General features: G+C 35.9%; 24 protein-coding genes. 19 read left to right on the top strand and 5 right to left on the bottom strand.

Annotated elements, in window-relative coordinates; all coding sequences use genetic code 11:
- The first annotated feature begins 66 nt into the window (after nt 1–66).
- The 6 genes from ODR02_RS06210 to tsaB all read left to right on the top strand — a co-directional run bounded on the left by ODR02_RS06210 (nt 67) and on the right by tsaB (nt 4,252).
- Nucleotides 67–354, top strand: a complete 288-nt coding sequence (locus tag ODR02_RS06210; RefSeq protein WP_309511857.1) for a hypothetical protein — start codon at nt 67–69, stop codon at nt 352–354.
- A 278-nt stretch (nt 355–632) separates the two neighbouring features.
- The gene (locus ODR02_RS06215; protein WP_209786526.1) at nt 633–1,319 is read left to right on the top strand and encodes a LysE family translocator; all 687 of its coding nucleotides are present in this window, start codon (nt 633–635) and stop codon (nt 1,317–1,319) included.
- A complete protein-coding gene (locus tag ODR02_RS06220) occupies nt 1,316–2,245 on the top strand; it encodes a S66 peptidase family protein (protein ID WP_209786527.1) in 930 nt (309 codons plus the stop codon). Before ODR02_RS06215 ends, ODR02_RS06220 begins: the two co-directional genes overlap by 4 nt.
- A gap of 41 nt (nt 2,246–2,286) precedes the next feature.
- The gene (locus tag ODR02_RS06225) at nt 2,287–2,658 is read left to right on the top strand and encodes a YraN family protein (RefSeq protein WP_209786528.1); all 372 of its coding nucleotides are present in this window, start codon (nt 2,287–2,289) and stop codon (nt 2,656–2,658) included.
- 82 nt (nt 2,659–2,740) lie between these two features.
- A complete protein-coding gene (locus ODR02_RS06230) occupies nt 2,741–3,490 on the top strand; it encodes an SDR family NAD(P)-dependent oxidoreductase (RefSeq protein ID WP_209786529.1) in 750 nt (249 codons plus the stop codon).
- A gap of 81 nt (nt 3,491–3,571) precedes the next feature.
- Nucleotides 3,572–4,252, top strand: coding sequence for a tRNA (adenosine(37)-N6)-threonylcarbamoyltransferase complex dimerization subunit type 1 TsaB (tsaB, locus tag ODR02_RS06235; protein WP_309511858.1), 681 nt, complete (start codon nt 3,572–3,574; stop codon nt 4,250–4,252).
- A gap of 16 nt (nt 4,253–4,268) precedes the next feature.
- On the opposite strand, the gene porW is transcribed toward tsaB, so the two are convergent.
- The 4 genes from porW to ODR02_RS06255 form a co-directional block, all read right to left on the bottom strand.
- Nucleotides 4,269–6,815: a type IX secretion system periplasmic lipoprotein PorW/SprE gene (gene porW, locus ODR02_RS06240; protein WP_309511859.1), complete on the bottom strand. Its 2,547-nt coding sequence runs from the start codon at nt 6,813–6,815 to the stop codon at nt 4,269–4,271.
- Between the two features lie 148 nt (nt 6,816–6,963).
- Nucleotides 6,964–7,527, bottom strand: coding sequence for a Maf family protein (locus ODR02_RS06245; protein WP_105682911.1), 564 nt, complete (start codon nt 7,525–7,527; stop codon nt 6,964–6,966).
- A gap of 8 nt (nt 7,528–7,535) precedes the next feature.
- Nucleotides 7,536–8,054 carry a KdsC family phosphatase gene (locus tag ODR02_RS06250; protein WP_105682910.1) on the bottom strand — a complete coding sequence of 173 codons (519 nt, stop codon included), beginning with the start codon at nt 8,052–8,054 and terminating at the stop codon, nt 7,536–7,538.
- A complete protein-coding gene (locus ODR02_RS06255) occupies nt 8,044–8,793 on the bottom strand; it encodes a Rossmann-like and DUF2520 domain-containing protein (RefSeq protein ID WP_209786533.1) in 750 nt (249 codons plus the stop codon). Before ODR02_RS06255 ends, ODR02_RS06250 begins: the two co-directional genes overlap by 11 nt.
- 182 nt (nt 8,794–8,975) lie before the next feature.
- Here ODR02_RS06255 and ODR02_RS06260 point away from each other — a divergent pair, with 182 nt between their 5' ends.
- The 5 genes from ODR02_RS06260 (at nt 8,976) to lepA (ending at nt 13,646) form a co-directional block, all read left to right on the top strand.
- On the top strand, nt 8,976–9,527 hold the full coding sequence (locus ODR02_RS06260) for an RNA polymerase sigma factor (protein ID WP_034694015.1): 552 nt from the start codon (nt 8,976–8,978) through the stop codon (nt 9,525–9,527).
- Between the two features lie 17 nt (nt 9,528–9,544).
- Nucleotides 9,545–10,087 (top strand): hypothetical protein, encoded by a 543-nt coding sequence (locus ODR02_RS06265; RefSeq protein ID WP_309511860.1) that lies wholly within the window; start codon nt 9,545–9,547, stop codon nt 10,085–10,087.
- 6 nt (nt 10,088–10,093) lie between these two features.
- Complete coding sequence (locus ODR02_RS06270; protein ID WP_105682907.1) at nt 10,094–10,606, top strand: hypothetical protein; 513 nt, start codon at nt 10,094–10,096, stop codon at nt 10,604–10,606.
- Nucleotides 10,607–10,703: 97 nt separating this feature from the next.
- On the top strand, nt 10,704–11,723 hold the full coding sequence (locus tag ODR02_RS06275) for a hypothetical protein (RefSeq protein ID WP_309511861.1): 1,020 nt from the start codon (nt 10,704–10,706) through the stop codon (nt 11,721–11,723).
- 126 nt (nt 11,724–11,849) lie between these two features.
- Nucleotides 11,850–13,646: a translation elongation factor 4 gene (gene lepA, locus ODR02_RS06280; protein ID WP_105702314.1), complete on the top strand. Its 1,797-nt coding sequence runs from the start codon at nt 11,850–11,852 to the stop codon at nt 13,644–13,646.
- 51 nt (nt 13,647–13,697) lie between these two features.
- Here lepA and ODR02_RS06285 read toward each other — a convergent pair whose 3' ends face one another.
- Nucleotides 13,698–14,342, bottom strand: a complete 645-nt coding sequence (locus tag ODR02_RS06285) for a DUF1579 domain-containing protein (protein WP_209786537.1) — start codon at nt 14,340–14,342, stop codon at nt 13,698–13,700.
- Nucleotides 14,343–14,466: 124 nt separating this feature from the next.
- On the opposite strand from ODR02_RS06285, the gene ODR02_RS06290 reads away from it, so the two are divergent.
- The 8 genes from ODR02_RS06290 (at nt 14,467) to ODR02_RS06325 (ending at nt 20,126) form a co-directional block, all read left to right on the top strand.
- Nucleotides 14,467–15,162 (top strand): NUDIX hydrolase, encoded by a 696-nt coding sequence (locus ODR02_RS06290; protein ID WP_034694004.1) that lies wholly within the window; start codon nt 14,467–14,469, stop codon nt 15,160–15,162.
- Between the two features lie 320 nt (nt 15,163–15,482).
- Nucleotides 15,483–16,025: an NADAR family protein gene (locus tag ODR02_RS06295; protein WP_209786538.1), complete on the top strand. Its 543-nt coding sequence runs from the start codon at nt 15,483–15,485 to the stop codon at nt 16,023–16,025.
- Between the two features lie 33 nt (nt 16,026–16,058).
- Complete coding sequence (locus tag ODR02_RS06300; protein WP_309511862.1) at nt 16,059–16,607, top strand: 2OG-Fe(II) oxygenase; 549 nt, start codon at nt 16,059–16,061, stop codon at nt 16,605–16,607.
- 77 nt (nt 16,608–16,684) lie between these two features.
- A complete protein-coding gene (locus ODR02_RS06305) occupies nt 16,685–17,020 on the top strand; it encodes a hypothetical protein (RefSeq protein ID WP_120232302.1) in 336 nt (111 codons plus the stop codon).
- Nucleotides 17,021–17,022: 2 nt separating this feature from the next.
- Nucleotides 17,023–17,868, top strand: coding sequence for a hypothetical protein (locus ODR02_RS06310; protein WP_309511863.1), 846 nt, complete (start codon nt 17,023–17,025; stop codon nt 17,866–17,868).
- 32 nt (nt 17,869–17,900) lie between these two features.
- Nucleotides 17,901–18,971 carry an adenylosuccinate synthetase gene (locus ODR02_RS06315; RefSeq protein WP_309511864.1) on the top strand — a complete coding sequence of 357 codons (1,071 nt, stop codon included), beginning with the start codon at nt 17,901–17,903 and terminating at the stop codon, nt 18,969–18,971.
- 74 nt (nt 18,972–19,045) lie between these two features.
- Nucleotides 19,046–19,519, top strand: coding sequence for a macro domain-containing protein (locus tag ODR02_RS06320; protein WP_309511865.1), 474 nt, complete (start codon nt 19,046–19,048; stop codon nt 19,517–19,519).
- Nucleotides 19,520–19,532: 13 nt separating this feature from the next.
- Nucleotides 19,533–20,126, top strand: a complete 594-nt coding sequence (locus tag ODR02_RS06325) for a DUF4291 domain-containing protein (protein ID WP_309511866.1) — start codon at nt 19,533–19,535, stop codon at nt 20,124–20,126.
- The last annotated feature ends 5 nt before the right edge of the window (nt 20,127–20,131 follow it).

Below are 20,131 nucleotides of genomic sequence, written 5' to 3' on the forward strand. Positions count from 1 at the left end.
ATCAATAAACAAGGGAGAAAATATTTTTTTGGAGTCACTTTTCCTCAGATAATTAATGGATTTTTTTTGATAAACTATCTTACAGGAATGAATCCTACCAAAGAAACATACTGTTTTAAAAACATGATTTCAGAGGTTGGAAGTATACGCAGCCATCAGAAAGGAAAGACAACTTACGTTTATTTGAGTGGAAACGCCTATGAATATTCTTATATGACAAGAAGTTTTTGGATTGATTATAAAAGAATGCTGTTTAAAAATCAGGTTATTTATACCTTTGAACGAGGTATTTTTGGTCTTAAAATCAGAAAAGATTTCGAATTCGTTTTTAATGAAAATTGTCAGGATAAATAAAAATAAGACTAATCAATATAACCAGTAAAAATATAACAAGAAAGAGGTTGTTCCTATCAGGAATGATCTCTTTCTTTTTTATAATCAATGAAAAACAAGTTTAGTGAGCTGTTCCTGCTGCGAATACTTCCCTATTCCTACTTATTTGCTTCAAAAATTTACATTAAACTCTGATTAAAATCAAGTGGATATATTGCAACTTTATTGAATAATTAAATCATAAAGTATAACTTTGTATAAAACGAAATGAATTTTTTTTCATTTTAAAATACCACTTAATGCTAGAACTTGTACTATCTGCCATCATATTAGGATTTATGCTGAGCCTGGTTTTCATAGGACCTATATTTTTCCTGTTAATTGAAACCAGCTTTTCCAGAGGCCCCAGACATGCCTTATCACTGGATCTTGGTGTTATTACGGCAGATTTATTATGTATTGTAGCAGCGTACTATGCCAGTACAGATATCGTCACTTTAATTGATAAACATCCGGGATTTTATAGGATCACTTCTATTCTTATTTTTATCTACGGGATCGTAATGCTGGTTACCAAGACGAAAATGCATATGCCTGGTGAGGAAAGGATCATTGGACAGAATTATTTTAAAACATTTTTCAATGGTTTTTTCTTTAATCTCTTAAATGTTGGTGTTATCCTTTTCTGGCTGGTAACAGTAATTTCTGTAAGGAATCAATATCCGGACACCAGCAGTTTTATTTTATACATAGGCATAGTATTGGGCACATACCTTTCAATAGATCTTGCGAAGATATTTCTTGCCAAGCAATTTCACGATAAATTAACACAAAAACTAGCCAACCAAATCAGAAGAGTTGTTGGCTGTATTCTTATTGTATTCAGTTTCTTTATCTTCCTGCAAAGTTTCAAGAAGTTCAACCAGTTTGAAAGACAGCTGGAAGAAGCAGAGAAGAAAGAAGTAAAATATCAAAAAACAAAATGAAAAAAATGATCTTTCCTAAGTCTCTTAAAAAAGGAGACAAAATAGCTGTTATTTCCCCTGCAGGATCGGTAGATGCCTCTCAACTGGAAAAGGGAATAGAAATGATTAAAAGTAGAGGTTTTGAACCCATTCTCGGGGAACATCTTTACACCAAATTTTCAAACGGATACAATTATGCCGGAACAGAAAAGGAAAGAATAAAAGATATCAACTGGGCTTTAAATGATACAGAGGTTAAAGCTGTATGGGCTTCCAGAGGAGGCTATGGCTGCCAGCATCTGATTCAGCATCTGAAACCGAAAAACTTTACTGAAAACCCGAAATGGTACATTGGCTACTCTGATAATACGGTAATTCAAAGTTATCTGTTGAAAAAAGGTTTTGCCTCCATTCACGGACAAACGATTAAAACTTCGAGTTTTGGGGTTACGGAAGAAAGCTATGACCTGATTTTTGATATCTTAAAAGGGAAAAAACCAAAATATAGCCTTGAATCTCATCAATTCAATAAAGAAGGGAATATTGAAGGAGAATTGGTTGGAGGGAATTTAGCCCTTATTTATGCCCTTTTAGGAACTAAATATTCATTCGACTTTAAAGATAAAATCTTGTTTATTGAAGATATCGGAGAAAACTTTTATGCGCTTGATCGTATGATTATGACGCTGGAGCTGGCCGGAGTATTCAATAAAATCAAAGGACTCATCGTTGGAGGCATGACCAATATGGGAGATGAAAAGGAGAATAAAAGCTATGAGGAAAGCTTTGATGAGTTTGCTTATAAGCTAATTTCTGAGAGAATTTCAAAGTATAAATTTCCTGTGATATTCGGTTTCCCCAATGGACATATTAAGGACAATAGGCCGCTATTAATAGGTGGAAATGTTAAAGTGAAGGTTGGCACTAAGGTCAAAGTAGAGTTTTAAATATCACCACTCTCCTATCTCCAAACTCTTAAACATACAATATGGCTCATCATAACGATTTTGGAAAAATAGCAGAGAATCTTGCTGCTGATTATCTTCAGAAAAAGGGGTACAAAATCCTGGTCAGAAACTTCCGTTTTCAGAAAGCGGAGATTGATATTATTGCTGAAAAAGATAATGAGATTATTATTATCGAAGTGAAGGCAAGATCTACTGATGTCTTTATGCTGCCCCATGAAGCCGTAACCAAAACGAAGATAAAATCTATTGTCTCGGCTGCCAATCATTATCTGGAAGAATTTAATAAAAATAATGAGGTAAGATTTGATATTATCTCTGTTCTCCCCGATGAAAACAAAAATTTAATTATTGATCATATCACAGATGCTTTTCAGGCATTTGATGCAAATTAGTAAATCAAAATAACAATGTATGAAGGTCATACAGTCTTGCTATTGGTAAAGTATTCCATTCATACATTTAATAAACAATTTTATGAAGACAATATTCATCACCGGAGCTACTTCCGGTATAGGAAAAGCCACTGCAGAACTTCTTGCAAAACAAGGGAACCGAATTATTATCTGTGGAAGAAGAAGTGAAGTGCTGGAATCTGTGAAAACAGAGCTTTCACAATTTACCGAAATATTTAGTTTAATGTTTGATGTAAGAAATCTTGAAGAAGTTGAAACAGCGGTTAATTCCCTTCCTGAAAACTGGAAAGATATTGATGTTCTGATTAATAATGCAGGGAATGCTCATGGATTAGATCCTCTGTCCGCTGGTAAAACAGATGACTGGGATTCTATGATTGATGGCAATGTAAAGGGATTGCTCTATGTTTCTAAAATGATTATCCCAATTATGAAAACTAAAAATTTAGGTCATATTGTAAATATCAGTTCTGTAGCAGCGAGACAAACTTATGCAAATGGAGTAGTGTACTGTGCAACGAAGAAAGCAGTAGACGTGATTTCTGAGGGAATGAGATTAGAACTTACTGAATTTGGAATCAAAGTAACGAACATCCAGCCGGGTGCTGTAGAAACTGATTTCTCTCTGATAAGATTCAAAGGAGATAGTGAGAAAGCTTCAACCGTATATGCGGGCTATGATGCTCTGAAAGCTGAAGACATTGCCGATGCAATTGCCTATTGTGTGAACGCACCAAAGCATGTTACGGTTTCAGATATGACCATCTATCCAAGTGCTCAGGCAGAGCCGAGAACGATTTATAGAAAATAGTCCAAAATAATGGAGTAAATTTGCGGAATATTAAAAGCGATTTTGCTCTTGCAATATTGCAGCTTAGCTTAAAATAAAAAAATGAAAATTCTATATCTGGAAACATCGTCCAAAAACTGTTCAGTAGCTGTATCAGACAATGAGAAGCTCCTATGTCTTTGTGAAGAGGTTTCTGAAAACTATAAACAGTCTGAAAGTCTTCATACCTATGTTGAGTGGGCATTGGAAGGAGCGGGGATTTCACTTAAAGATATTGAAGCTGTTTCTTTAGGTAAAGGTCCGGGATCCTATACCGGTTTAAGAATTGGTGCTGCTTCTGCAAAAGGATTTTGCTATGGGCTCAAGGTTCCTCTGGTAGCTGTAAATTCTCTTGAAAGCATGATAGAGCCGTTTTTAGGCGATAACTACGATTTGGTTGTGCCTTTGGTTGATGCAAGGAGAATGGAGGCTTATACGGCCGTTTATGATGGTAATACAGGGAAGGAATTCTCTGAGACCGAAGCTAAGATTTTAGATGAAGCTTCTTTTGAAGAATTAAAAGATAAAAAAGTATTGTTTGTAGGGGATGGTGCTAAAAAAGCAAAAGAAATACTGAATCTTCCGAATGCTGTTTTTAAAGAGGATGTTTATCCTTCCGCACAATATCTCATCAGGAAAACACTGGCAAAAATAGAAAACAAGGAATTTGAAGATATGGCTTATTTCGAACCTTTTTATCTCAAAGATTTCCATGGAGTAAAGAAAAAGAAAAGCGAAGAGTAATCTTCGCTTTTTTATTTTATTGAGGTCTTGGTAGTGACTTTGACCCTGATTTCGTTTTGTCATTTTGCGGTGGAGTAGTAGCTCCATTTTGTGGCTGGAGATTGACATTTTCCAGTTTCTGTACTTTTCCGTTGTTCATTTGTGGAATACCGGTATTTTGGGTACTTGGCTGTACAGGAGCTCCTGAAGGTCGCTCAGGAATTGAATTTCCTTTATTATCCGTTGCCTGGAAGCTCAAATCACTTTTCAGATAATTCAGCATTTCTTTGGCTCTTATTCCTTCAGATGTTTTAGAATAATTCAGGGCAATCTGCTCAAGCTGCAGAATCATTACTTCCTTTCCACTGGATTTTCCTGCGTTGAATGCATTTAAAAGGTAAAGCTTAGGTACCAGGGCATCTTTCGGAAACTTCTGGATCGTTTGATCAATTATATCTTTACTTTCTGCAAATTTTTCTGATTCAAACAGTGCATATGCCTTTTTATATTCGTTTTCAACTTCTTCAGTTGATTTTACAAATGATTTATTCTTAGGATTTCTCGCAAACTCAGCATAAGAAGTATAGGGATAATCTGCTAATAGGATTTGTTTTGCTCTTTCAGAAGCCTGTGGATTTTTTTCATAATTCATGGCAAAAATCTCATACAGGGCCTGTAACATTACCTTTTCTTCCGGTTTTACATCTACAAGATCATAAAGTGTTTTCGTAGCTAGGGGAGTATTGGTAAAATAGTTCTGATACATAATTCCCAGACCTAATGAAGCCGTATCTCTGTCCTTTTTTAACTGAGATAATTTACCCTGATCCGAAGGAATCTGTTCGATATAATACGCAGGCTCAAAACGTCTTGGATTAGGTGCTGAATTAACTCCCAATGCTTCATTCTTCATATCTTCAATAGAGGCCATTTTCTTGGAAGAACGCCAGTTGTCAGCAAGAGCACGGTCTCCCCAGATTTGCTTAAATGAAGATGTTCCTTTGCTTACAGTACCTGAATTACTGAAGTAAAAACCTTTTGTAGTTATTCCAAAATCCTCAAAAGAATTGGAACTATTGGCAAAAATAGAATTGGCACTATAATCTCCGGTATCAAATCCTTTGCTTCTTTCCGCACGCCTTCTTTCCTGTTCTTCTTTTTCTTCTTTAACCTTTAATTTTGCAATGTATTTTGTGAAATAATCTGTTTTCTGGGCATCGCTCATCTTTGCCAGAGAAAGAATACTGTCATTCTTTTTGATCAGATAGTAGTTTCTGGAAATCTTTTTAATATATGCGGACTGATCTTTTAACAGGATTTTAGAAGGTTCATAAGTCATTACAGCCAATGCAGAATCATAGTAGCTTCCGGCTCCGATATAATCATTTTTGTCAAGGTAGCTTTTTCCTATTTCATAATAAGCCAAGCCACGGATCTGAGGATCAGAAACCTTTTCAAAAAGAGATTTTCTGAAGAATTGCTGAGCTTCGTCTTTTTTTCCTGCTTTATTGGCCATTAAACCCAAAGCATAGTAAAATTCATTCTTTCTGGAGCCATACATCCCTTTTTTACTGATTCCTTCCAGATAATTTTTGGCACCGGCATAATCGCCTTTACCGTTAAAAGTTTTGGCAATAGCAATCTGGGATTTTACTTCAAATTCAAAATCACTAGCGTATTTATAAGCCGCAGTATAGCTTTCTCTTGCTTTATCATTTTGGTTAAGATTTTCCAGAACCTGACCTCTCAGATAAGCAATTCTGCTTTTCAGTTTTCTGTTGCCATTCAGCTCAAAAGCATCATCAAGTTCTTTGGCAGCTTCTTCTTTTTTACCGGCCTCAAGAAGGGATTCAGAATAATAAATGCTCAGCAGTTTTGCATAGCTCTTACTGATATCTTCTCCTTTCAGTTTGGCAAAAGTTTCATGTGCCCTGTGATAATCTTTGATTTTATCATAAGCCAGACCCTGATAAATTCTTGCCAATGCAATCCTTTTATCATCTTTCATATGAGTGAAAACATAATTGAGAGCATCCAGGGCTTCCAGAGATTTACCTCGATAAATTCTTGCCTGGGCGAGGATCATATAGGCATCGAAAATCTGCTTATTTTTTTCTTCACCATTCCTGGTTACAGAATATTTATTGATTGCTTTTAAAGCTTTAGCTTCTGCAATTTCAAGTGTAGTCGCTCCTTTACCTTGTTCACCATCTGGTCTTGCAGGTCCATTTCCTGAAGCCCCAGGTCTGTTGGGAGCTCCGGAATCCCCTCTTCCCGAAGGTCTGTTGGCTACTTCAGCCATCTTCATAGAATTTTCTGCAAAAGCTTCCGTTTGCCCAAGATCACTTCCCAAAGGCTGTTCTTCATAAGTCAGAATGGGAATGTAAGGAGCATAGAAGTTGTCTTTATGTCCTTTGTCTCTGGTCGTAAATTCACTGTTTAACGCATCTTTCGCATTAAACAGAGTGTTGTAATATGTGGAAAACCCTTTTAATACTCTTGAACGCTGCTCTGGCTTTTTTGTTTTGGTAGCACAGGAAGCAACAAGGCATATCACTAAAAGGAATAATATATTCTTTTTCATTATTCAATATAACTCGCTAATCTACTTTTTATTATCAGCATTTGATGATTTTGTAAAAATAATAAAATTTTATAATGAATAATATTTATATTTCTTGCGAAAATATTTTATTTCTTCTTTAACTGACATTTGGATTTTCAAAAATCTCTTACATCAGAGCGGTTTCTTTCAATATTTTATAAACAAGATGAGTAGGAAGCCCCATAATTGTATAATAACTTCCTGTAAGGCTTGTGATCTTTGCCATTCCCAGCCATTCCTGGACACCATAACTGCCGGCTTTATCAAAAGGCTTATACTTCTGAATATAATAGTTTATTTCTTCATCCGAAAGCTCAGCCAGCGTAACATCTGCTACATCAGTTTCTGTAAAAGATGTATTGGCTGTTTTGATGGTAATTCCCGTATAGACCTGATGAGTTCTTCCCGAAAGACTTTGAAGCATTGCAAAGGCATCATCTTCATCTTTAGGTTTTCCCAGAATTTGATGGTCAATAGCAACTACCGTATCAGCAGTCAGAAGTACTTCATCTGCCTCCAGACTTCTGAAAGCTTCTGCTTTTAAGTCAGAAAGGTAAGCTGCAGCTTCCTCTATTTTGATGTTTTCAGGGATAATTTCCTCACAGTCTATTTTTACGACTTCAAATTCAAAACCAAGGCTGGAAAGAAGTTCTTTTCTTCTTGGTGATTGGGATGCTAAAAGTAATTTCATGCCGGTAGTTATACAGATTGGGTATTATCATCATGCCAGTTCCCCTGAACTTTCATCACTTGTTCAATCACATCGCGTACTGCACCGGTTCCTCCTTTTTTCGGGGAAATATAATCGGAAATTCCTTTTACTTCAGGAACTGCATTTTCAGGGCATGCCGCAATCGCTGAATTTTCCATGATATGAATGTCCGGAAGATCATCACCCATCGTCAGAATCTCTTCATTTTTTAGATTGTATTTCTTCTTAAAATCTTCAAAATCCTCCATTTTATTGTGAGATTTCGGATAGTAATCCTGAATACCCAGATAATTGATCCTGTGTTTTACCATTTCATCATTTCCTCCTGTGATAACACCGATCAGATAATTATTTTTTAATGCTTTCACCACTGCATATCCGTCCAGTACATTCATTACTCTGCACATATTTCCTCCGGGAAGCAAGTAAACACTTCCGTCGGTGAAAACTCCGTCAACATCAAATACAAATGCTTTAATATCTTTTAATTTCTCTTTATAACTCATACATTTTCTGAATAGAATGATTCATTGTTTTATAAATTTCAAGACTTTCGTCTTTTAATAACTGTTCATGCAGCTGTAAAATTCTTACATCATTTCTCACTGCAGGTCCGGTTTGTGCCTGCTTAGGTTCAATTTCATGAATTTTCTGAACTGTTTCATCAATCAGCGGCAGGAAATAATCAAACGGAATATCCTGGGAATCTGAAATTTCTTTAGCTCTAGAAAAAAGATGATTCACAAAATTGCAGGCAAAAACAGCAGTCAGATGAATATATTTTCTTTTTTCGTGATTGCTTTCCATCACCTTTTCTGAAATCTTTGAGGCAAGGTCAAACAATATTTTTTGATCTTCTTCATTTTCTGCTTCTATGAAAAAAGGAATTTTTTCATACTCCAGCTCTTTGGATTTTGAAAAGGTCTGCAAAGGATAGAAGCTTGCTTTACGATACTCACCAGCCAGAACTTCTTTAGGAAGCGATCCGGATGTATGGGCAACCAAACAGTTTTTTTTGGTAATGATCTTCGAAATTTCTTCTACAGAATGATCACTTACACAGAGAATATAAAGATCCGCTTCTTCCAGCCGGTTTGTGGAATAAGGAATAGCTAATTCTTCAGAAATTTTATTTAATTCTTTTTCGTTCCTGCCAAAAATCTGGGCAATGGGAATGCTTTTCAAAGTGAAAGCCTTTGCCATATGGTAGGCCACATTTCCGGAACCGATGATTACAATTTGCATATAACAAATATAAGATTTTAAGCCGAGTCAGAAAAGGAAGACAACTTCAGAAATTCTGTACTTCAATATAGGCACGTTTATTGCGTAAGTGTCTCATAATATTTTTAATATTTAAATTGAAAATTAAACAAGTAATTTAACTTTCAGTTATTTTTGTAATCCAAAACAATGTAAGGCATCTTATGAAGATTAAGGACGCGGAAATTATTTCGTTGATGCAGAATCCACGGACCCAGGATAAAGGTGTCCGTGCCTTGATGGATGCCTATCAAAGCAGATTGTACTGGCACATAAGAAGAATTATTGTGGACGGAGATCTTGCACAGGATACTTTGCAGGAAACTTTTATTAAAGCTTATCAGAATTTTCATCAGTTCAAAAATGATAGCCAGTTGTATACCTGGTTGTACAGAATCGCTACCAACGAAGCACTACAGCAGGTCAACAAAATGAAGAAAATGCAGAAAACTGATGAGGATCCGGAGTATCACATGCAGAATCTCGTTGCAGATAATACGGAAGGAGATGCTGAAGAAATACAGATTTTACTGCAGAACGCTATACAGAGTCTGCCCGAAAAGCAGAAACTGGTATTTATGATGCGGTATTATGATGATTTGCCCTATGAAGAAATATCAAAAATTGTAGATATGTCGGTAGGGACTTTGAAAACAAATTATCATTATGCCAAACAGAAAATAGAAGATTATATTAAAGAAAATTACGAAAAATAATTTTTGACCCAACAAAGATGAAAGAGTTCGACATAGAAAAATTAGAGCGTAAAAACATTTACACAGTTCCTGATAATATGTTTGAAAATATTCAGGAGAGCGTTATGAATGATATAAAGACAAGTAAAAAAGCACCTGTCTTTAAGCTGAACTGGATGTATGCAGCAGCGGCATCACTGGCTTTGATTTTTGGAGCAACTTATGTTTTTAATTCAGATAATAATTCCACAGAACAAACACTGAACACTAAAACAGCGTATGTTGCCAATAACGGAGAGCCAAAAACAGAAAGTGAGCTGGCTTATGAAACTTTAAAATCGGATTTAACTTCTGTTGAAAATAATAATCAAACAGTTGGAAATCAAAAGGATAATGCTATTTACGCTTCGGAAAGAGTAAATGAAACAAAAAAAATAACAGAAACACCAAAACCGGTGAAAGCTGTAAAGAAAAAAGAAGAAACACGAATGAATGAATATCTGGACTCGTTTTCTAATTCTGAAATTGCAGAGTTAGCAAGTAATTCGACTCAGGACGTTTATTTGGATATTTATAATTAAAAGAAAATGAAAAAGATATTATTGACGTTTTTGATTATCTACGGCTTTGGATTAAATGCCCAAAGAACGGATTATGATTGGAAAAAGATGGATCCTAAGCAAAGGAAAGAAGTCATCAATAATCTTTCTCCAGAAGAGAGAAAAGATCTCCTTAAGAAATTCAGGAACAATATGATCATGGATAATCTGAATGTTGATCCAGATGATAAAGCCGAATTTACCCAATTATATAACGAATATCTGGATAGTCAGAAGCAGATAAAAAGCCAGTTTAATTCAAACTTTGATCCTGAAACGTTAACGGATGAGGAAGCAAAGGCTAAATTGCAGCAAAGTTTTGAAGTAGGTCAGAAGTTATTGGATAACAGAAAGAAATACGCAGATAAAATGCAGCAGGTAATTCCCTGCCAGAAAGTTCTGAAGCTGTTTCAATCTGAAAAAATGATGAAGGATAAAATGGATGAAAGAAAACCTCACGGTAATAATAACAATGCTTCGGGACCTAAACAAAACCCATAATAGTTTATTTTTTTAATGTTGGACGGCTCTCACAGATCTTTTTGTGAGAGCCGTTTGATTTTACTCTAAATTCCTATTTTTACCGTAAAGTTTATTTATGAAAAAAACACTTTTCTTTTTATTATTTTCGATAGTATTATTTGGACAGAAAACAGAAACGATTGATCTTTCAAAATCCATTAAAGACAGCAAAAACTCTATTAAAAGTCTTACGGTAATAGATCAGAGAGCAGATCGGGAAGTTGGAATGATCATGTACCATAAGGACGAGGTGAAAATTATTTTCGAAAATAATGCCAGCAAAGACATACAAGACTGGTTTTATAAATACAATCCGGTGAGAGGGAATAATGACATGGTTTTCGTGCTTGAAAATTTGAAAATTTCAGAAGACAGAAAAGAAAAGTATTCTATCGGAAAGCTTGAATTAAGAGCAAGCACATTTAGTAAGAAAGAAGATGGCTATCATTTTATTGACAGAAAAGATACGATAGTAACTGTTTCATCACGTATAACACCTTATTTAGCTCAAAATCTGGCAAGAAAAGCGACTTTAATTCTTACTGATCTGTTTAAAGAATCTTATAAAGGAATGCCATGGGAGTTTAGTATTCAAGAAAGTGATCTTCCTAACTATGCTTCTATATTAAAAGAACAACTTAGTATTCTGAAAGCAAACGAATTGAAAGAAGGAGTATATAAAGATTATTACAGCTTTTTTACTCATACTCCTGAACCGGGATTTACTTTGCAGGCTAATGATAAAGGATTGGTGACAAAGGCAGTAAAAGGAGAGGATAAAACGGTAATAAGACATTTTTATGCTTTTGTGCATAATGGGATAGCATACAAAAATATCCCTGTTGGGTATACTGAGATTTTTAAAGATGAGAATGGTGTTTTTATTGAAGTAACTAAAGCAGAATTATTTCCTGAAACCACTACAAGTGCTGTCACCATTGGTGTTGGAGCAGGAGGTCTCGTTGGTGGTGTTATTGGCGCAGTTATAGATGTCAGTTTCTCAAATAAGAAGAAGAATACTTTAGGCCCTAAAGTTTATCTTGATCCTTTTACAGGAAATTATTTGTTACCGGAAGACTTTGGTAAAACGAAATAATATTTGAAAAAAAGGGAAAATTTGAGCTTCTCTTCTTATTGTTATCTGTGTTTCAGTGAAAAGAAAGAATTAAGAATGAAAAATTCTCTTGCATTTTCTTATCTTTGCAAATTACAAGATTCTTAAATGAAAAACATACGAAATTTTTGCATAATCGCTCATATCGACCATGGTAAAAGTACCCTGGCAGACCGTCTATTGGAGTACACGAATACGGTTACCCAAAGAGAATTACAGTCTCAGACGCTTGATGATATGGATTTGGAGAAAGAACGTGGGATTACAATTAAATCACACGCCATCCAGATGGATTATGAGTATAAAGGAGAAAAATATATTTTAAACCTTATTGATACACCGGGACACGTAGACTTCTCTTATGAAGTATCCCGTTCTATTGCTGCCTGTGAAGGAGCTCTTCTTATCGTAGATGCTGCACAAAGTATTCAGGCACAAACCATCAGTAATCTGTATCTGGCACTGGAAAATGATTTGACGATCATTCCTATTTTGAATAAAATTGACCTTCCGTCTGCCAATCCTGAAGAAGTAACCGATGAAATCATGAATCTGATCGGATGCGAATATGAAGATGTATTAAGAGTTTCGGGTAAAACAGGAGAAGGTGTTCACCATCTTTTAGAGCAGATCGTAGAAAGAATTCCGGCACCGGTTGGAAATCCTGACGGTCCGCTTCAGGCTTTGATCTTTGACTCTGTTTACAACCCTTTCAGAGGAATCGAAGCCTATTTCAAAGTTGTGAACGGAAGTATTACTAAAAATGAAAAGATCAAGTTCTTCGCCACCGGAAAAGAATATGGAGCTGATGAAGTAGGAACATTGAAATTGAAGCAGGTTCCAAAGAAAACCATTCAGTGTGGAGATGTAGGATATCTGGTTTCCGGGATTAAAGATGCCCGTGAGGTAAAAGTAGGAGATACGATCACTTCTTTTGAAAACCCTGCTGATGGTCCTATCGATGGATTTGAGGAAGTAAAACCAATGGTATTTGCTGGTATTTATCCAATTGATTCTGAGGATTTTGAAGAGCTGAGATTCTCTCTTGAAAAACTAAGACTGAATGATGCTTCTCTGGTTTTCGAACCGGAAAGTTCTGCCGCTCTTGGTTTTGGTTTCCGTTGCGGATTCTTAGGAATGCTTCACATGGAAATTGTTCAGGAACGTCTTGACAGAGAGTTTAATATGAACGTGATCACAACGGTACCGAACGTTTCTTATTTTGGATATACTAAAAAAGAACCTGAAGTTCCGATTCTGATTAACAACCCATCTGAAATGATGGATCCTTCTACAATGGATAGAGTAGAAGAACCTTTCATCAAGGCTTCTATCATTACAAAATCCGATTTCGTGGGAGCTGTTATGACTTTATGTATTGAAAAGAGAGGAGAAATTGTTAACCAAAGTTATCTGACATCAGAAAGAGTAGAATTAATTTTCAATATGCCTCTTGCTGAGGTGGTATTCGATTTCTATGACAGATTAAAATCAATCTCTAAAGGATATGCGTCATTCGATTATCACCCGATTGGGTTCAGAGCTTCCAAGCTTGTAAAAATGGATATCCTGATCAATGGGGATATGGTGGATGCGCTATCATCTTTGATTCACGATTCTAACGCTTATTATATTGGTAAAAGAATGTGTGAAAAACTTCGTGAGCTGATTCCTAGACAGCAGTTTGATATTGCTGTTCAGGCTGCATTAGGTACGAAAGTAATTGCCAGAGAAACGATTAAAGCTTTAAGAAAAGACGTTACTGCAAAATGTTACGGAGGAGATATCTCCAGAAAACGTAAATTATTGGAGAAACAGAAAGAAGGGAAGAAGAAAATGAAGCAGATTGGTAGAGTAGAAGTACCACAATCGGCATTCATGGCTGTATTAAAACTGAATGATTAATTCATTATAAAAATAAAAAACCGCTTCACACGAAGCGGTTTTTTTATGGATTTATTTCTTACGGGTATATTTTATTTCCATGGTTTTGTACTCTTTTCCTGTCTTGGAATCAGGGCCGTACATTTCCAGTTTTTGAGTATTATCATCCACAAATGTGAAAACTTCTCTGAAATCACAATCCTTTCCAGGTCTTGAAGGATCGGTCATTTTTCCTTTAAACTCAACTGATTTTGTAGAAGGATTCCAATCTCCTTCGCTATGCATAATTCCGGTTCCCATATTGTCTATCCAGGTACTGACAAACTTCTTTTTGGAATTGTCATATCCCACAATGCTCATTCCCTCAAATGGCATTCCCATAAAGTTGCCTTTGTGATTAGTCATCTGATAACGTCCGCCATACATCATTTTATTAGTAGCCTCGGATTTACTTACCATAGGTTTTCCTCCATTTTCCATCCACATAGTAGTTTCTCCGGCCCAGTTCCCATCAGATTTTGCAAGCATTTTTTGCATTTCCCCAGGAGTGGCATATTCCGTCCAGTTTTTCATAGCCGTTGCGGAGTCTACGGGTTTCCATTCAGAATTGGTTGCGGTAGAGTCTGTTTTATCAGTAGCATTCGCAGCTGTTGTTTTTCCTTTCTCACATGCTGTTAATAAAAAAGCAACAGAAAGAATTGTTAATACATTTTTCATAATAATTTAGTTTTAAGATGGTTAGAATAATAACTTAAAGATAGGAACTTTTATTATAACCGAAATTATTTTTTACTATCAGCATAAATCGTAGCTTTGTGTATTCGTAACGCAAATCAATTTTATGGAGTCCCCAAAAAAATTACAGGATATAAAAGTGGCTGTAGACGCCGTTATTTTCGGATATTTTGATAAAAAAGATCTTCAGATCCTTCTGATTAAAAGAAATATAGAACCCTTTAAAGGAGGCTGGGCTCTTCCGGGAGGACTTGTTCTCGATGATGAAAGTGTAGATGATGCAGTAAAAAGAGAACTCTATGAAGAAGCTGGCATAAAGCCTGATTTTTTAGAACAACTCTACACATTTGGTAATCTGGGTCGTGATCCGAGGAACAGAGTGGTTTCTGTGGCGTATCTGGGGCTTGTAAACCCATCTTACCATGAACTCTTTGCTGATTCAGATGCTGAAGATGCACAATGGTTCAGTATTAATAAACTTCCTTCTGTGGCTTTTGACCATAAAACAATCATTGAGACTGCTTTAAAAAGGCTGCGTACAAAAATTCAGTATCAACCCATCGGTTTCAATCTTCTCAATGAAGAATTTCCTTTTTCAGACCTTGAAAATCTTTATAAAACCATTGTGGGGCAGGAAATTGACAGAAGAAACTTCCGTAAGAAAATCATGAGCTACGGACTGCTTAACGAAACAAATAACGTCAAAAAAGAAGGCAGCGGCAGACCCGGAAAGCTTTTTACTTTCAATAAAGAAAAGTATAAAGAGCTGGAAGAGCAAGGTTTTTATTTTGAAATAAAATAGTTATAGCTAAACACAAATTTCATTAATAATGTGTCACTAATGTTCACAAATATATTAGAACAAAAAGTATTATAATATATTCAATAGGAACGGGCTTAGCCCGTTTTTTTATCATTCAATTCAATTCAATTCAATTGGCTTTAGCCGAAACGCATCAAATTGGTGTCATTTGTGATTAAAATTTGTGCTATTCGTGTTTGTTGAAATTAAATTTTTGTCCCTGAAAATCAATTGATTAAATTTATTAGCGTAAAATTAACACAAATAAATTTGGTGCAAAGACTGATAATATTTTAAATTTGTGTAGAAATAACGCAATCATGAAATACACCCTACAAAATATTACAGAACGATTTCAGAAGAAGGAAAGGATAAAATTTCTTTTTTTCTGGGGGCATTCGGCAAAAGATAGTATTACCAAATCATGTTTCAGTCAATGGTTCCCGGGAAGATTTGAAGAAAACGGGATTATTTATAAGACCGCAGAACATTATATGATGGCTGGAAAGGCCAGATTGTTTAATGATCCTGAAACGGAAGCGGAAATTTTAAAGTCGGATACTCCTAACCAGGCAAAAGCTCTGGGTAGAAAAGTAAAAAACTTTAATGCGAAACTTTGGGATGAACATAAATATGAACTGGTAACCCAAGGAAACCTTTTGAAGTTCTCTCAGAATCAGAAATTTAAAGATTTCCTTTTGTCAACCGGAGATAAAATTCTGGTAGAAGCAAGTCCCTATGACAGAATCTGGGGTATCGGAATGCTGGAAACAGATAGCAGAGCTGAGAATCCTTTATTATGGAACGGAGAAAACCTCTTAGGATTTGCTTTGATGGAAGTAAGAGATCAATTAAGAAGGTAAAAACACACACAACACCAACACAAAATAGGAATTATGGAAAAAATAGAATTACACCCACAGATATTTCTGATAGAAGATTTTCTTACGGAAACCAAATGTGATCAATACATCAGTCTTTCACAGGAAAAGGTTTTTGAAGAAGCAAAGATCAATGTATTTGGGCGTCAGCAAATGAACAAAGGAATCAGAAATAATGACCGATTGATGATTTTTGATACTGCCATTGCTCAGGATCTTTTTGACAAAGCAAACCAATTCTTACCTCAGGAATGTGATGGATATCAACTGTTTAACTTTAATGAAATGCTCAGAGTCTATAAGTACGCTCCGGGACAACAATTTAAGATGCACAGAGACGGAAGCTATATCCGAAATGAGAAAGAGAAAAGCTTTTATACCTTTATGATCTATCTGAATGATGATTTTGAAGGAGGAGAAACAGAGTTTGAAAACCTATTTACAGTAGCTCCCAAAAAAGGAACAGCCCTTATTTTTCATCATCCTTTAAGGCATGAAGGAAAGACTTTAATCAGCGGATTAAAATATGTATTGAGAACAGATATCATGTACTCAAAAGTATAAATTATCCGTAAAAAAGAAAGGCATTGCTATGTCTTGTTTAATTAGCGTATTATTAACACAAATAAAAATGTTTGATCATGGAAGATGAATTAAAACCAAGATTTATCGAATCATTACAAAGAAATAATGATCAGATCAGAGAAGACCGTGCAAAGATTATCGGAGCAGATTCCGAGTTGATCTACAGACGCAGAGTTGAAGATATCGAATTAAAAATCAAAAGACTTGAGCGCGAACAGGAAGGACTTATTGATATCAGTCCTTTAGACAGAAACAGTCTGACTTTTGCGGATTTCAATCCCGAAGCATTCGTTCAGAAAGACATGGAATTATCATTAACAATCAGAAATCTGAATATTCAGCTTGAAGTAACCCAGAAGAGATTTGAATATTTATTTGGAAAAAAATTATAATCATGGGAAGTACAAGATACGATTTAGACGCTCGTTATGACAGAGCAAGAAAAGCAGGGTACGGAACAAAATCCGCAGGTGAAATTTTCACTCAGAATGCCAAAAGAATGGCCCACGAATCAATGAACCCTCACGGAATTTCTTTTAGAGAATCCAGAGATTCGGAAGTTCATCCTCACTCAGTTCCGATTATTTTAGGATTAGATGTTACGGGAAGTATGGGACATATTCCCCATGAATTGATTAGAGATGGATTGCCCAAACTAATGGGCGGAATTATCCAGGGTGGAGTTCCGGATCCAGCCTTATTATTCCTGGGAATTGGAGATCATGAATGCGATGGTTACCCGCTTCAGGCTGGGCAGTTTGAGTCAGGCGATGAAGAATTGGATATGTGGCTGACAAGAACCTATATTGAATCCGGAGGAGGTGGAAATGCCGGTGAAAGTTATCTTTTAGCATGGTATTTTGCAGCATTCCACACCAGAACAGATGCTTTTGAAAAAAGAGGGCAAAAAGGATTACTGTTTACCATTGGCGATGAACCTTGTTTGAAAACGCTTCCTGCTTCAGCCATCAGAGAAATTATGGGGAAAGGGCAGCAAACGTATACCCATATTGAATTATTGGAAGAAGCAAAGAAAAAATATGAAGTATACCATATCACTGTTTTGCATTCTGATCAGGCACTCAGAGCAGACCGGGGATGGAGAGAATTGTTAGGACAAAACTGTATATCTATTGAAGATCACAGAGAAATCCCTAATGTTATCAAAGGAATTATCTGCGATAAGTTTAAAAATAAAACCTTGGGAACAACAGGTTTAGATCAGTTTCAGATGCTTTAGAACAAGGCAATTGACGTTTAAAATAAAAGGACATGAAAAAGGCGCAAATCGTAATAGGACTAGGTTTTGGTGATGAAGGGAAAGGAATTACCACAGATTTTCTGGCTTCTCAGAATCCTGAGGCTGTTGTGATCAGATTCTCAGGAGGTCAGCAGGCAGCACATACCGTAATGATGGATGAAAGAAAACATGTACATTCCAGTTTTGCAAGTGGAGCACTCAGAGGGCTGCCTTCTTACTTCACCGAGCACTGTACGATACATCCTGTTTTTCTCTTCAATGAAAGAGAAGAATTAAAAGCAAAGAATGGAAATATTGAACTGCATATTCATCCATTGGCGAAAGTGACCACTCCTTTTGATGTATGGCAGAACAGAACCAATACCAGAAATCTGGAACACGGAACTTGCGGAAAAGGAATAGGAGCAACGATGAAAAGAAACGAAAGCCCTTATAAACTGTTTGCCATAGACCTGATTGGACCCAGAGAAATGCTGATGGAAAAACTAAAAGGAATCGCTTATTATTATGGCTTTGTCGAAGAGAATGAGATCAGAGAACTTTTGAACCCTTTCTTAGAAGCTATTGATGGGATGGATTGGAAAATAAATGATTATACCTGGCTGGCTTCATTCAACCACGTTATTTTTGAAGGAAGCCAGGGTATTTTACTCGATATGGATCATGGTGTTTTTCCCAATGTGACCTATGCTCATACCACTTCAAAAAATGCATACGAAATCTGTAAGCTTTTAAAAATTGAAGACATTGAAATGTATTATGTCACCAGAAGCTATTCAACCCGTCACGGAAACGGCTGGATGAGCAATGAAAAACAAATGAACCTGAGAAATAATGAAGAAGAAACCTGTACATTTAATGAATACCAGAAAGAATTAAGAACAGGAGAAATAGATTACAGCCTCTTGAATTATGCTTTGAAGTTAGATGGAGCTTATGTATTTCCGGCTAAAAAGAACCTTGTGATTACCTGTTTGGATCAGATGGATGAGAAATTTAAGCTGGAAAACCTGGATATAGAATTTGATGCTGTCTACGGATCTTATTCTCCTTATTCAAAAGATTTTAAGCAGATTTTTTAAATTTTGACGATACAAGTATTAATTTTATACGGGTTCAGAGCCAGGATATTGATAATGAATAAAAGTAAATAACCATGAAAACGATACAATATTTAAAAGGAGATGCTACAGTGCCAGAGGCAAAAGGGATAAAAATTATTGCCCATATCTGTAATGATGTAGGAGGTTGGGGAAAAGGTTTTGTACTGGCAGTTTCCAGAAGATGGGAAGAACCGGAAAAAGAATACAGAAACTGGCACCACTTCAGAAGTAAAAATAATTTTGCTTTAGGAGAAATTCAGTTGGTTCAGGTTGAAAGATATATTTATGTAGCCAATATGGTTGGGCAAAAAGGAATAAAAACCGGAAGTAAAGGGGTTCCTGTTCGTTATGATGCCATTGAAAAAGGTTTGGAAAAACTTGCCAATGAAGCTTTGGAGCTCAATGCAAGTGTTCACATGCCGAGAATCGGGTGCGGACTGGCAGGAGGAAAATGGGAAGAAATAGAACCTATTATTGAAAGAACACTGCTTGCAAAAAATGTAGAGGTGTATGTGTATGATTTTTAATAAATTAACAGTGATGAAAGAATTTGAAATAAGAGCAGATTATAAAAATGATACTCTGGTAGTATACCAGGCTTATAATAAAACAATTGCAAAAGCAGCTATAGAGAATCAGAAGTTTATGGCACCGTTTTCATTGAACAGAATGACCTGGATAAAGCCTTCTTTTCTTTGGATGATGGAACGCAGCAACTATGGACAGAAATCCAATCAGGAATGTACGCTGGCAATTCACATTAAAAGAGAGGCCTGGGAGAAGGCTTTAAGCAAAGCAATACTTACTTCACCAGAAAAAAGAGTCTATCCTGATCCCCGAAATTGGGAAAAAGACTTTGAAAATGCTGAAATTTATGTGCAATGGGATCCTGAAAGAAATATTAAGGGAACGAAACTTAATTACCGTTCCATCCAGGTTGGGATCAGCAGATCACTGATTGAGGAATTTAATGAAGAATGGATTGTGAAAATAGAGGATTACAGCCCTTTGGTTAAGAAGATTTTTACCCTTACCAAATCAGGGGAATTCGATAAGGCAAAGAAACTGCTGCCTGTAGAAAAGAATTATCCCTTATCAGATGAACTGGCCCACAAAATTGGAGCCACAGCGTAATAATA

The sequence above is a fragment of the Chryseobacterium sp. CFS2 genome, from assembly GCF_036543225.1.
Lineage (GTDB): Bacteria > Bacteroidota > Bacteroidia > Flavobacteriales > Weeksellaceae > Chryseobacterium > Chryseobacterium culicis_A.

Bases quoted from the DNA above. Each gene is read 5' to 3' on its own strand.
- ODR02_RS06215 (WP_209786526.1), top strand. From the start codon at position 633: ATGCTAGAACTTGTACTATCTGCCATCATATTAGGATTTATGCTGAGC.
- ODR02_RS06220 (WP_209786527.1), top strand. From the start codon at position 1,316: ATGAAAAAAATGATCTTTCCTAAGTCTCTTAAAAAAGGAGACAAAATA.
- ODR02_RS06225 (WP_209786528.1), top strand. From the start codon at position 2,287: ATGGCTCATCATAACGATTTTGGAAAAATAGCAGAGAATCTTGCTGCT.
- ODR02_RS06230 (WP_209786529.1), top strand. From the start codon at position 2,741: ATGAAGACAATATTCATCACCGGAGCTACTTCCGGTATAGGAAAAGCC.
- tsaB (WP_309511858.1), top strand. From the start codon at position 3,572: ATGAAAATTCTATATCTGGAAACATCGTCCAAAAACTGTTCAGTAGCT.
- porW (WP_309511859.1), bottom strand. From the start codon at position 6,815: ATGAAAAAGAATATATTATTCCTTTTAGTGATATGCCTTGTTGCTTCC.
- ODR02_RS06245 (WP_105682911.1), bottom strand. From the start codon at position 7,527: ATGAAATTACTTTTAGCATCCCAATCACCAAGAAGAAAAGAACTTCTT.
- ODR02_RS06250 (WP_105682910.1), bottom strand. From the start codon at position 8,054: ATGAGTTATAAAGAGAAATTAAAAGATATTAAAGCATTTGTATTTGAT.
- ODR02_RS06255 (WP_209786533.1), bottom strand. From the start codon at position 8,793: ATGCAAATTGTAATCATCGGTTCCGGAAATGTGGCCTACCATATGGCA.
- ODR02_RS06260 (WP_034694015.1), top strand. From the start codon at position 8,976: ATGAAGATTAAGGACGCGGAAATTATTTCGTTGATGCAGAATCCACGG.
- ODR02_RS06265 (WP_309511860.1), top strand. From the start codon at position 9,545: ATGAAAGAGTTCGACATAGAAAAATTAGAGCGTAAAAACATTTACACA.
- ODR02_RS06270 (WP_105682907.1), top strand. From the start codon at position 10,094: ATGAAAAAGATATTATTGACGTTTTTGATTATCTACGGCTTTGGATTA.
- ODR02_RS06275 (WP_309511861.1), top strand. From the start codon at position 10,704: ATGAAAAAAACACTTTTCTTTTTATTATTTTCGATAGTATTATTTGGA.
- lepA (WP_105702314.1), top strand. From the start codon at position 11,850: ATGAAAAACATACGAAATTTTTGCATAATCGCTCATATCGACCATGGT.
- ODR02_RS06285 (WP_209786537.1), bottom strand. From the start codon at position 14,342: ATGAAAAATGTATTAACAATTCTTTCTGTTGCTTTTTTATTAACAGCA.
- ODR02_RS06290 (WP_034694004.1), top strand. From the start codon at position 14,467: ATGGAGTCCCCAAAAAAATTACAGGATATAAAAGTGGCTGTAGACGCC.
- ODR02_RS06295 (WP_209786538.1), top strand. From the start codon at position 15,483: ATGAAATACACCCTACAAAATATTACAGAACGATTTCAGAAGAAGGAA.
- ODR02_RS06300 (WP_309511862.1), top strand. From the start codon at position 16,059: ATGGAAAAAATAGAATTACACCCACAGATATTTCTGATAGAAGATTTT.
- ODR02_RS06305 (WP_120232302.1), top strand. From the start codon at position 16,685: ATGGAAGATGAATTAAAACCAAGATTTATCGAATCATTACAAAGAAAT.
- ODR02_RS06310 (WP_309511863.1), top strand. From the start codon at position 17,023: ATGGGAAGTACAAGATACGATTTAGACGCTCGTTATGACAGAGCAAGA.
- ODR02_RS06315 (WP_309511864.1), top strand. From the start codon at position 17,901: ATGAAAAAGGCGCAAATCGTAATAGGACTAGGTTTTGGTGATGAAGGG.
- ODR02_RS06320 (WP_309511865.1), top strand. From the start codon at position 19,046: ATGAAAACGATACAATATTTAAAAGGAGATGCTACAGTGCCAGAGGCA.
- ODR02_RS06325 (WP_309511866.1), top strand. From the start codon at position 19,533: ATGAAAGAATTTGAAATAAGAGCAGATTATAAAAATGATACTCTGGTA.